The sequence below is a fragment of the Candidatus Krumholzibacteriota bacterium genome, from assembly GCA_016931295.1.
Taxonomy (GTDB): Bacteria; Krumholzibacteriota; Krumholzibacteriia; order Krumholzibacteriales; family Krumholzibacteriaceae; genus JAFGEZ01.
This window is the reverse complement of record JAFGEZ010000001.1, coordinates 63,466-75,499: the sequence shown is the minus strand read 5'-3', so window position 1 is coordinate 75,499 and position 12,034 is coordinate 63,466. Positions and strand designations below refer to the sequence as shown.

Genomic DNA, 12,034 nt, shown 5'->3' with positions numbered 1-12,034 from the left:
CGGCCCGCGACCGTCCGCGTGGACCGCGCGAGATGCGCGGTCTGTGGCGCTTGTTCTGCCGTCTGCCCGAGACACGCGCTCATTGTCATGGGGGATGCGCTCGTCGTGTTCCCCGGACGATGCCGCCCCTGCGGGCAGGCGGCTCTTGTGTGTCCGACGGGAGCCCTCGTCTGCCCCGACGCGGACGGGGGATTCCCGCCGGACGGGATCCCGGGAGAGGAACACGATGGATGACACCGGACGGAAGGCGACGATCGAGCAGCTCGTCGTCGGCCCGCTGTCGACGAACTGCTACGTCGTTTCCTGCCCCGAAACGAAACGCGCCATCGTCGTCGACCCGGGCGGGGACCCCGGGCTCATCGAGGCGCTCGTCGAATCGCGCGGGCTCGCCGTCGAGCAGGTGCTGTGCACGCATGGCCACGGCGACCACTTCGCCGCGGCGGCAGGGCTCTGCCGGCGGTGGGATGCGCCCTTCGCCGTCCACGCGGCGGCGCGGGAGATGATCGCGATCTCGGTGAGCGAGGCGCCCTACTGGGGCCTCGGCGAGATCGAGGCGCCGGAGATCGGCCGGGAGATCGTTCCCGGCGAGCCGCTCGTCGTCGGCGAGGTCGCCGGGCGCGTCCTCTTCACCCCCGGCCACTCGCCGGGATCGGTCTCCTTCGTCTTCGGCGGCCGCGTCCTCGTCGGCGACGCGCTCTTCCGGCGCTCGATCGGCCGGACCGACCTGCAGGGAGGCGATCTCGAGACGCTGCTCTATTCGATCAGAACGGAGCTCTTCACCCTTCCCGACGAGACGATCGTCTACTGCGGGCACGGCCCCGACACGACGATCGGGGAGGAAAAACGGGGGAATCCCTTCCTGAACGGCTCCTTCTGACCGGCGGGCCGGGGGAAACGGGAAACATGACCGCTCTTCTCTTCTGGGCATCGCTGATCTTCGTTCTCTACACGTATGCCCTCTATCCGCTGCTCATCCTCATCGCCGCGCGCCTCGCCGGCCACCCGCCCGCGGCCCGCGAAAACGATCCCCTGCCGCCGGTGACGATGATCGTCGTCGCCTTCGACGAGGAGTCGCGCATCGAGGCGAAGCTCGAAAACATCGCCGCCCTCGATTATCCGGTTGACCGCTTCAGGGCGATCGTCGTCTCCGACGGCTCGACCGACCGCACGGGGGAGATCCTCCGCGGGCGCGGGGACATCGAGGCGATCGTCGACGACACGAACCGGGGCAAGCCAGCGCAACTGAACCGCGCGCTCGCCTCGATCGAAGAGGGGATCGTTGTCTTCTCCGACGTCCGCCAGATGTGGGAGCCCGGCGCGGTGCGCGCGCTCGTCAGGAATTTCGCCGATCCCGCCGTGGGCGCGGTGAGCGGAGAGCTCGTCTTCCGGCGGGCCGGCGAGGAGACGGGCGAGAGCATCGGCCTCTACTGGCGCTACGAGAAGCTGCTGCGGCGGGCCGAGAGCGACGTCGACTCCACCCTCGGCGTCACCGGGGCGATCTACGCGGCGCGCCGCGAGCTCATCCTCCCCATCCCCGACGACACGATCCTCGACGACGTCGAGATCCCCCTCCAGGGCTTCCGCCGCGGCTACCGTGTCGTCTTCGAGCCGGCGGCCGTCGCGTGGGACGACCCCGCCGACGCGATCGCACACGAGTTCCGCCGCAAGACGCGGACCCTCGCCGGCAACTACCAGACCTTCGCGCGGAACCTGTGGCTCCTCGATCCGCGTCGCGACCGGATCTTCCCGCAGGCCGTCTCGCACAAGCTCTTCCGGCTCCTCGTCCCGTGGGCGCTCTTGTTGCTGCTCTTCTCGTCGGCCCTCATGCCGAGACCGCTCTTCCGCGCCTTCTTCTGGGCGCAGGCGGCCTGCTGGGTTGCCGGCGCCGCCGCCAGTTTCATGCCGGCCCTCCGCCGCAACCGGCTTTTTTCCTTCCTCTCCGTCTTCGTCTCCCTCAACGCCGCCGCCGTCGCCGGGCTGTTCCGGTGGGCCGCGGGCCGCGCCGATGCGCGCTGGAAGCGCTGACCCCTCGCGGCATTGCGTTTTCTGGTACCGTTCTTGCATTTCCTCGCCTCATTGAGAATTGACATCCCGCCGCGGCGCGGGGCACAATGACTCGTCCACTCACACCGCACAGAACACGGGAGGATCCGTTGGATACGAAGACACAGATTCGGGGATTCATCGTCGACAACTTCCTCTTCGGCACGGACGACGGGTCGTTGAAGGACGGCGATTCCTTCCTGGAGTCGGGGATCATCGACTCGACCGGCATCCTCGAGGTCGTCGGATTCGTCGAGGACGAATTCGGCTTCGACGTGAAGGACGAGGAACTCGTCCCGGAGAATTTCGATTCGATCGAACGGATCGCCGCATACATCGAGCGCAAACGATGACGCGGCGTCCACGGCCACGGACGGGTACGGACTGACCATGCTTCTGCAGGAATTTCTGGAAGAGAGCGCCGCGCGGCACCCCGGGAAGGAGGCCCTTGTCGCGGGCCAGCGCCGCCTCTCCTACCGGGAGATCGACGTCGCGGCGAACCGGCTCGCGAACGCCCTTCTCGCGTGCGGCGTCGCCGAGGGCGACCGCGTGGCCGTTTTGATGGACAACTCCCCCGAGGCGGTCGTCTCGATCTGGGGGATCCTCAAGGCCGGCGCCGTCTTCCTCGTGATCAACCCCACGACGAAGCGGGAGAAGATCCGCTACATCCTCGACAACTGTAGGGCCGCGGCCCTCATCACCCATTCGGGGAAATGGCGGACCGTCGGCCGGGCCGTCGAGGGCGTTTGTTCGCTGAAGGCGATTCTCGCGGCGGGCCCCGCCCTGCCGCCGCCGCCGGCCGACGCGCCCGCGCCCCTGCCGTGGGAGGAGACCCTCGCCGGGCAACCCGGCGCGCAGCCGCCCCTGAACACGATCGACATCGACTTGGCGGCACTCATCTACACATCGGGCACGACGGGGAACCCGAAGGGGGTCATGCTGACCCACCGCAACATGGTCTCCGCCGCGACATCGATCACCACCTACCTCGAGAACACGCCGGAGGACCGCATCCTCTCCGTGCTGCCCCTCTCCTTCGACTACGGCCTCTACCAGGCGATCATGGCGGCCCGGTTCGGCGGCGCGCTGATACTCGAGCGGTCATTCCTCTACCCGTGGGCCGTCGTCAACCTGCTCCGCGAGGAGCGCGCGACCGGCTTCCCGATCGTCCCGACGATCTCGGCGATCCTCCTCCAGATGGAGGAGATCCGCAACGAGGCGTTCCCCGACCTGCGCTACATCACCAACACGGCGGCCGCCCTGCCGGTCAGCCACATCACCGGCCTGCGCGGACTCTTTCCCGGCGCGGACATCTACTCGATGTACGGCCTCACCGAGTGCAAGCGCGTCTCCTTTCTCCCGCCGGCGGAGCTCGACCGCCGCCCGGAATCGGTGGGCCGCGGGATGCCGAACGAGCAGGTGTGGCTCGTCGACGAGGCGGGCGAGAAAATCGAGGAGCCGGACAGGATCGGCGAGCTCGTCGTCCGCGGCGCCAACGTGATGCAGGGCTACTGGGAGCTCCCCGAGGAGACCGCGGCGCGGCTCCGCCCGGGGAAATGGCCGTGGGAGAAGGTGCTCTACACGGGCGACCTCTTCCGGATGGACGAGGAGGGGTTCCTCTACTTCGTCTCGCGCCGCGACGACATCATCAAGAGCCGTGGCGAGAAGGTGAGCCCGAAGGAGATCGAGGGGGTCGTCTACGCGATGGAGGGAGTCGTCGAGGCGGCCGTCGTCGGCGTGCCCGACGAGATCCTCGGCGAGGCGATCAAGCTCTTCGTCGTCCGCCGCGAGGGCTCGGCGATCGGCGAGAAGGACGTGCTCGCCCACTGCAAGGCGCACCTCGAGGATTTCATGATCCCGTCGATCGTCGAATTCAGGGACGCGCTCCCGAAGACGACGACGGGCAAGATCACGACGAAGGGACTCGCGTAAGGGCGCCCGGCCGCGGCCGGGCGGGAAAGGAACAAATCATGGCGATCGACGCCGGCGTACTCCGGATCGACGCGGCCGCGACGGCCGGGAAGATCGAGGCATTCATCAGGGACGCGGTCAAGAACACCTTCCGCCGCAAGGGGATCGTCATCGGGGTGAGCGGGGGCATCGACTCCGCCGTCGCCGCGGCCCTCTCCGTGCGCGCCCTCGGCGCGGAGCGCGTCCACGGCGTGATCCTGCCCGAACGCGACTCGAGCCCCGACAGCCGGCGCTTCGCCCTCCAGGTGATCGAGAGCCTCGGCATCGAACACAGCGAGTTCGAGATCACCGCCGCCCTCGAGACCTTCGGCGTCTACGAGAAACGCGACGCCGTCGTGCGGCGCTACTTCCCCGACGTCGCCGACGGCTACCGCTTCCGTCTCGTTTTGCCGCAGGACCTGCTCGAGCGCGACCGCATCAGCGCCTACCGGCTCGAGGTGGACGGCGGCGACGGCGGGATCCGCTCTGCGCGGCTCTCGCGCGACGACTACCTCGAGATGATGGCCGCGAACGACATCAAGCAGCGGCTCCGGATGACGCAGCTCTACTACGAGGCGGAGCGGCGCTACTTCATCGTCTGCGGCACGACCAACCGCGCCGAGACGGCGCAGGGATTCTTCGTCAAGTTCGGCGACGGCGGCGTCGACATCGAGCCGCTCACCGACCTCTACAAGAGCCAGGTCTTCGAGATCGGCCGCCATCTCGGCGTTCCCGCCGACGTCCTCGCCCGCACGCCGAGCCCCGACACCTACAGCCTCCCGGTGAGCGACAAGGACTTCTACTTCTGCCTCTCCTACGACCAGGTGGACCTGCTCCTCTACGCGATGGAGCACGGCCACACGGTGGAGGAGGCGGCGGCCGCCCTCGGCCTCGAGGCCGGGCAGGCGGCGCGCGCCTGGAAGGATCTCGAACGCAAGCGCGAAGCCACGAAGCATCTGCGCAGCCTCCCGCCGGTCCCCGACCTGGGGATCTGACGGAGGCGGAAAGGGACGAAACCGATGAAACGCTGCACGAGGTGCGTGCTCCCCGAGACCTATCCCGGCATCCGTTTCGACGAGGAGGGCGTCTGCAACTTCTGCCACCTCTTCAAGGGAGCGGAGCGGCTCGGGAAATCGATGACGAAGTACCGCGGCAAGTTCGAGAAGCTCCTCGAGGAGCGCAGGCGGACCGGCGGGTACGACGCGATCATGGCCTACAGCGGCGGCAAGGACTCCACCTACACGATGGCGGTCCTGCGCGAGCGCTACGGGCTCTCGATCCTGGCCTTGACGATGGACAACGGCTTCATCTCCCCGCGATCGCTGGAGAACATCCGGGCGGTCGTCGAGGGGCTCGGCGTCGACCTCGTCATCCACAAGCCACGGTTCGACCTCCTCTCGAAGCTCTTCCTGCACTGCGCCGACGAGGACATCTACTCGCGCAAGGGGCTCGAGCGGGCGAGCACGATCTGCACCTCCTGCATGGGGCTCGTCAAGTTCATCGCCCTCCGGCGCGCGATCGAGGGGGACATCCCCTTCATCGTGTACGGCTGGTCGCCGGGACAGGCGCCGGTCGAGGCCTCGATCTTCCTGAACAACCCGTCGATGATCCGGGGGATGCAGGAGCAGTTCGTCGGACCGATGTCGGCCATCGTCGGCTCGGGGATCGAGAACTACTTCCTCACCGAGGAGCACTTCGCCCGCCCCGAGCGCTTCCCGCACAACGTGAGCCCGCTCGCCTTCCTCGAGTACGACGAGGCGGGGATCCTCGAGGAGATCCGGCGGCTCGGCTGGCGGAAGCCGGACGACACCGATCCCAACTCCACGAACTGCCTGCTCAACGCGCTCGGCATCGAGCGGCACCGCGAGCGATTCTCCTACCACCCCTACGCCTTCGAGCTGGCCGGGCTCGTGCGCGCCGGCTACCTCGACCGCGACGAGGCGATCGAACGCCTCGAGGAGCGCTCCGATCCGGCGGTCGTGGAGGGAGTGCGCGCGCGTCTCGAGAGGGGCGCGAAGGGAATGGAATGACGGGGTGACGGAACGGTGGCGTGGCGGTGACGATGCGGTGACGCGGCGGCTCAGTCGCCGCCGGAGAAGCGCGCCGCGCAGCGCCTGACGATCTCGTCCTGCCACTCGCGCAGCGTGTACATGTGGTTCGCGTGCTCGATCGACTCGATCGTGACGAGCCCGCGCCCGCGCTCGATCTCCCCCGGCATCCGCGCGAGGAACTCGCTCTCGAACTCCCACCGGAAGTTGTCGTGCTCGCCGAAGACGAAGTCGATTTGCCCGCCCCGGCCGACGATCGCCCGGTAGGCGCGGAGGAAGTCGTCGTTGAAGGACATGTCCTCCCCGGCGCCGGGCACGGTGACGCTGAGGCCGCTTTTCGCGGCCGGCTTCGCGGGGGGGGGCGCCGGCCGCCGGTTGGCCGATCCGCCGATGCGCCGGCTGAGACCGGCGAGGAAGCCGCCGAGCGCGGCGAAGATCTTGTCGTACTCGCTCCGGAAGGTCAGGAACCGCCACCACGCGCGGAGGTTGAAGATCTTCCGGAGGTAGAGCCCGAGATAGAAGCGCGCGTACCCCTCGCTCATCCGCACCTCGCCGTAGCGCAGGCTCGGCAGCATCACGGGGATCGAGAGGAGCACCGAGTCGTCGATCTCCGCCGACCGGCTCTGCGCGATGAGGTTGGTGATCGCGCCGCCGCAGACGCCGACCGCGGCGATCCGCCTTGCGCCGGAACGCTCGCGCAGGAGGCGCGCCGCGGCGACGACGTCGTCGGCGAAGAGGCCGTTGCAGATCCACCGGAAGAGGACGCGCTGCTCGACGTTCCCGAGCCGCGAGCCCGAGCGGCCCACGCCGTGCGTGTCGGCGCAGAGGCAGGGGAATCCCGCCGCGGCGAGGCGCCGGGCCGCGCGCGTGTTGAAGCGGAACGCGCCGTTCATCCCGATCAGCCCGCCGTGCGTGAAGACGACGCCCGTCTCCCGCGCAGCCCCGTCGGGGCGGTACATGACGCCCGCCACCGGCCCCGTTTCGCCGCCGTCCAGAACGACGGCCTCCTCGCGGACGCCGCCGATCGTGACCGCATCGGCTGCGCCGGGAAGATCGTCGCCCGCCATGGCGACGACCGCGGGCGCGTCCGCCCGCTCTTGCTCCTTCGGACCGCCGCCGGCCGGGCGTGCGTCGCCGGTCGCCGGCGCGCCCGCTTCCCCGCGTCCGCCGCCGGCGAGCCGCGAGACGATCGCCTCGACGAAACCCGGCGCCCGGGAGGTGAAGATGCGGTTGTTTATCCAGAAGGCGTTGTCGTCGGGGATGACGATCTCCTCGCAGGTCGCGCCCCCCGCGCGGATCGCGTCGGCGAGGCCGTCGTCGCGGACGGGGGCGCCGGCCTTCTCGGGGATGCGGACGATCGTGACGGGAATGTCCGTGCCGGTGGTCGCGGGCAGCGTCATTTCGCGCGCCCCCTCGACGAACCGGTGAGAGAAGAGATAGCCCTCGACGTTGTTCATGTGGTAGCCGCCGTGCTCGCAGGCGCCGCCGGCGGCCAGTTCCCCGATGATCTGCTCGCGCGTCATCACCGTCTTCCGGAAGATGGCGTACTGGCCGGCGACGTTGGCGCGGAGCGCCTTCATCAGCTCCGGCGACCAGTCGCGGATCGGCTGGACGAGAACGAGCGCGTCGGCGCCGGCGACGCCGGCCGCGGCCGAGGCCACGGCGGCCCCCCAGCGGATGCCGAGGAAAACGATCCGGGAGGCGCCCAGGTCGCGCGCGAACCGGCAGGCGTCCGCCGCGTCGCGCACGAGGCTCGCGGGATCCACGTCGATCGGCTCCCCGGCGCTGTTCCCGTAGCCGGCGTAATCGAAGAGGAGCGTCGCCGCCCCCGCCGCCGCGGCCGCGCGGCCGAGGTTGGCGAAGACCCGCTCGCACCAGTACTTCTCCTCGAAAAGGGAATCGCACACGACGAGCGCGGTGCGTCCGGCCGCGCCGCCCGCAGGGAGGTGCAGCGTGGCGAACAGCGGCGTGCCGTCCGTCCTGAAAAAGAAATGCCGTTCCTGCGTCATCGTTTCCCGCCCTTCCCGCGGCCGGCGGCTCGCCGGTCCGACCGGGAACGCTGCAAGAAGAATGCCGCCCGGCGACCGCCCGCGCACCGCGCCGTTCCCGCGGCCGCGCCGCCCGCCGCCCACTGGGAAAAGACGTTGTTGTCCGCCGGTGAATCTTCTACAATCCGCACTCGATGAGTAACCGCGTCATCATTCCCGCGCTCGCCGCCATCCTCGCGCTGGCGACTATACTGATGCTCCTGGCCTCCGTCAAGGTCGCGCTCGCGGCCTTCGGCGCGATGCTCGTCGCCGTTCTCGTCTTCTTCAAGCCCTTCTGGGGACTGCTCGCCTACCTCGCGATGGTCTACCTGCGGCCGCAGGAGTTCGTGCCCGCCCTGCAGGGGATGCCGATCATGCTGGCGATCTCGCTGCTCGTCCTCGGCGTCTTCATCCTCCACACGATCATCCAGCGACGGCCCTTCACGGGATTCCGGCTCCGCCAGAGCGTCTTCATGCTCGTCTTCTTCATCATCATCCCGCTCTCGCAGCTCCAGCGCTTCTACCTCTTCGGCGCGAAGGAGGCCTTCTCGAGCTTTCTGCCCGTCTTCATCCTCTTCTTCATGATCATCGCCCTCGTCGGCTCCTTCGACCAGTTGCGGACGGTCTTCACGATGCTCTTCGTCATGACGCTCATGCTGGCGGTCAACGGGATCTTCCAGTACTACAACGGCACGGACATCGCCGGGCAGACGCCGATCGAGGGCAACAGGATCCGCTGGATCGGCATCTTCGCCGACCCGAACGACCTCGGCCTCGCCCTGCTCACCTTCACGCCGTTCGCCCTCGTCAAGATGACGCGGCCGGCGATCTCCGCCGTCTGGCGGCTCGCGTGGGCGCCGGCGTTCGTCGTGCTCGTCTACGCCCTCTATCTCACCAACTCCCGCGGCACGGCCCTCGGGCTGATTGTCGTCTTCGTCGTCTTTCTCGTGCGGCGGCTCGGCGCGTGGAAGGGACTCCTCATCGGCCTCCTCGTCGCCGCGGCGATGTTCGCCGCCGGTCCGAGCCGTCTCGCCGACGTCTCGCCCGAGGAGGCCTCGGCGAGCGGACGGATCGACGCGTGGGCCACGGGGCTCAACCTCTTCTTCTGGCGGCCGATCCTCGGGATCGGCTACAACAGCTTCACCGAGTACCACCACCTCACCGCGCACAACTCGGTGGTCCTCTGCATGGCCGAGCTGGGCCTCGCCGGCCTCTTCGTGTGGCTGCTGATGATCTTCACCTCCTTCGACGAGATGCGCTCGCTGCTCCGTCGGGCCCCCGGCACGCGGTACGGCGTCTACGCCGAGGCGATGCTCCTGTCGATCGCCGGCTTCTTCGCGGCGGCGTTCTTCCTCTCGCGGACCTACAACAGCGTCCTCTACGTCGTCATCGCCGTCTCCGCGCTCCTCTCGCGCTTCGCGAGCGAGGAGCATGGTTTCACCATCGCCTTTCTCGACCGCCGGACGGCGATCGCGGTATCGGCCTTGACGGTGGGGCTCGTCGGCCTGGTCAAGGTGCTCGTGATGCTCTAGGAGGAGCGATGCTCAGGGATGCGCACATCTGGCTGCCGGGGCTCCTCGGCCGGCGGTTCCTGCGGCGGCGGACCCCGCCGCGCCGCCTGCTTTTCGCCTTCGCCGACCACTTCGAGCCGGCACAGCGCCCGGACGACCCGGCGAGCCTCCAGTTCGACCGCGTTCGCGCGTGGATCGGGGCCTACGAGGAGGCGTGCCGCGGCCGGCGGGACGCCGGCGGACGCCCGCCGCGCCACACCTACTTCTTTCCCGAGGAGCAGTACCTCGCCGGCACGATCGAGCTCCTCGCCGCCCACTGCGGGCGCGGCTTCGGCGAGGTCGAGGTGCACATCCACCACGACCGCGACACGGGCCCGGCGTTCGTCGGGAAGATCGGGCGCTTCACGCGGCGTCTCGAGGATCACGGCCTCCTCTGCCGCGACCTGGACGGCACACTGCGGTATGGCTTCGTCCACGGCAACTGGGCGCTCGACAACTCGCGCCGCGATGGCCGCTGGTGCGGCCTAAACGACGAGATCACGCTGCTGCGCGAGACGGGGTGCTACGCCGATTTCACGATGCCCAGCGCGCCGGCCGACTGCCAGACCAGGACCGTCAACGCGATCTACTTCGCCGACGACGATCCGGCGCGCCCCAAGTCGCACGACCGCGGCCGCGAGGTGGTCTTCGGCAACCGCGGCGCGGGCGACCTCCTCCTCGTCCAGGGACCGCTCGCGCTCAACTGGCGGCGGCGGCGCGGCATCCTGCCCCGGCTCGAGAACGGCGACGTCAACGGGCGCAACCCGATCAGGCGCGACCGCGTCCGGCTCTGGATCGACGCGGGCGTCTCGGTGCGCGGCCGCGAGGAGACCGTCTTCGTCAAGATCCACACGCACGGGGTGAAGCCGCGGGACTTCGCGGCGGTGACCGGCGAACTCGCCGCCGGGTTCCAGGCCGTCGAGGAGGAATGCGCCGCGCGGGGGATCGATCTCCACTACGTGACGGCGCGCGAGATGGCGAACGTCGTCTACGCATTCAACGACGGCCGCGACGAGCCCGTCGAGGAACTGTTCGACTACCTGCTCAGGCCCCCGGCGATCGCCGGCTGCGGGTGAGGGAACATCCGGCGGAGCCCTGCGAGACCGGTCAGCGGACGACGAGGATCACGCGCTTGTCGACGACGAGACCCGAGTCCTCCTTGACCAGCACGAAGTAGCGGCCGCTCGCGACGTCCACCGCGCTGTTGTTGCGGCCGTCCCACTCGAGGAAAGTGTTTCCGCTCCAGGCGGCGTCCCAGACCATGCGCCCGGCGAGGTCGTAGATCTCGAGGATGCCCGCATCGGGGAGGTTCGCCACGTTCAGCAACCCGGCGGCGGGCTGGAAGGGGATCGGGTAGATCGCGATATGCCCCGCGGCGAGATCGCCGTTCGGGTTGCCGCCCGTCCCCTGGTCGTTCTCGACGGCCTCGACGACGAGATCGGGGATCGAGGCACCCGCGATGCAGGAGACGACGATCCATGCGACGCCGTCCTCGGCGTCGACGTCCCCGTCGGCCGTGAGGACGATCGGCTTCTCCACGGCCCAGTCGGCGCCGTCGAAGGTCACCGTCCGGCTGGCCGTCTCGACGTCGATGTCCGCGTCGCCCGCGACGCGGGCGATCCCGACGGTCACCGGTCCCGGGGGCGGCGCGCTCAGGGAGAGGCCGAAGGAGGCCGTGCCCCCCTCGGGCACGGTCACGCCGGTGCCGCTCGCGAGGAAATGGACCTGGCCGGGAAGATCGTTGCTCGTGAAGGTGGCAGCGACGGAAACGACGAGGCCGCCCGCCGCGGCGTCGTGCGAGAGGGCCTTGACGAAGTAGACCCGGTTCGCCTCGAGTCCGGCGAGCGTGGTCGCATGGGTCGTGGCGAGGGTTTCGTCGCGGTCGCTCTCCGACACGGCGCTCGAGCCCATCGCCCAGTACTTGACCCGTCCCGTCGTCGGCCAGGCGGTCGACCAGTGGACGACGGCCGTCGTGGCGTCGACGATCGAGACGGAGTCGACGACGCAGTAGTCCGCCACGCCGGCCGGCGAGTCCTCGTCGAGGGAGAGCCCGGTGAGGATGCCGGAGAATCCGCTCATCGTCCCGATGGCGTCGCGTGTGCGGAAGCTGTAGTAGTAGATCGTGCCGTAGTCGAGGCCGACGGCGTCGGTGTAGACGGAATCCGCCGGCGAGACCGCCGCGATCTCGTTCCAGTCGCCCGCCGTCCCGGTGAGGGAACGGTAGACGAGCACCTCAGCCACGTTCGGATCGGAGACGGGATACCAGCTGACGTCGTAGTGGAGCGGCTCCTGCGCGCCGGCGAGAGCGCTTCCGGATACGAGCAGACCGATGACGAGCAATGCGGTGTGGAGCCGTTTCATCTCTCTCCCCTGTCACCCCCGGATGCAATGTATCGTCATCGCGGAGGGAAGTCAA

General features: G+C 69.0%; 11 protein-coding genes. 9 read left to right on the top strand and 2 right to left on the bottom strand.

Annotated features, from left to right (window positions below):
* Positions 1–18: 18 nt before the first annotated feature.
* The 7 genes from JW876_00265 (at position 19) to JW876_00235 (ending at position 6,023) form a co-directional block, all read left to right on the top strand.
* Complete coding sequence (locus JW876_00265) at positions 19–234, top strand: 4Fe-4S ferredoxin (protein MBN1883937.1); 216 nt, start codon at positions 19–21, stop codon at positions 232–234.
* Positions 227–877, top strand: a complete 651-nt coding sequence (locus tag JW876_00260; protein ID MBN1883936.1) for an MBL fold metallo-hydrolase — start codon at positions 227–229, stop codon at positions 875–877. Before JW876_00265 ends, JW876_00260 begins: the two co-directional genes overlap by 8 nt.
* A gap of 26 nt (positions 878–903) precedes the next feature.
* A complete protein-coding gene (locus JW876_00255; GenBank protein ID MBN1883935.1) occupies positions 904–2,025 on the top strand; it encodes a glycosyltransferase family 2 protein in 1,122 nt (373 codons plus the stop codon).
* Positions 2,026–2,111: 86 nt separating this feature from the next.
* Positions 2,112–2,396, top strand: coding sequence for an acyl carrier protein (locus JW876_00250; GenBank protein ID MBN1883934.1), 285 nt, complete (start codon positions 2,112–2,114; stop codon positions 2,394–2,396).
* A gap of 37 nt (positions 2,397–2,433) precedes the next feature.
* Positions 2,434–3,975, top strand: coding sequence for an AMP-binding protein (locus tag JW876_00245; GenBank protein ID MBN1883933.1), 1,542 nt, complete (start codon positions 2,434–2,436; stop codon positions 3,973–3,975).
* A gap of 38 nt (positions 3,976–4,013) precedes the next feature.
* A complete protein-coding gene (gene nadE, locus JW876_00240) occupies positions 4,014–4,988 on the top strand; it encodes an NAD(+) synthase (protein ID MBN1883932.1) in 975 nt (324 codons plus the stop codon).
* 24 nt (positions 4,989–5,012) lie between these two features.
* The gene (locus JW876_00235; protein MBN1883931.1) at positions 5,013–6,023 is read left to right on the top strand and encodes a hypothetical protein; all 1,011 of its coding nucleotides are present in this window, start codon (positions 5,013–5,015) and stop codon (positions 6,021–6,023) included.
* A gap of 50 nt (positions 6,024–6,073) precedes the next feature.
* Here the strand turns inward: JW876_00235 and JW876_00230 are convergent, their stop codons facing one another.
* Positions 6,074–8,050 carry an alpha/beta hydrolase gene (locus JW876_00230; protein ID MBN1883930.1) on the bottom strand — a complete coding sequence of 659 codons (1,977 nt, stop codon included), beginning with the start codon at positions 8,048–8,050 and terminating at the stop codon, positions 6,074–6,076.
* Between the two features lie 173 nt (positions 8,051–8,223).
* Between JW876_00230 and JW876_00225 the strand changes: the two genes are divergently transcribed.
* A complete protein-coding gene (locus JW876_00225) occupies positions 8,224–9,600 on the top strand; it encodes an O-antigen ligase family protein (GenBank protein ID MBN1883929.1) in 1,377 nt (458 codons plus the stop codon).
* Between the two features lie 8 nt (positions 9,601–9,608).
* Positions 9,609–10,694, top strand: coding sequence for a hypothetical protein (locus JW876_00220; GenBank protein MBN1883928.1), 1,086 nt, complete (start codon positions 9,609–9,611; stop codon positions 10,692–10,694).
* A gap of 31 nt (positions 10,695–10,725) precedes the next feature.
* Here the strand turns inward: JW876_00220 and JW876_00215 are convergent, their stop codons facing one another.
* Positions 10,726–11,979 (bottom strand): T9SS type A sorting domain-containing protein, encoded by a 1,254-nt coding sequence (locus JW876_00215; protein ID MBN1883927.1) that lies wholly within the window; start codon positions 11,977–11,979, stop codon positions 10,726–10,728.
* Positions 11,980–12,034: the final 55 nt, after the last annotated feature.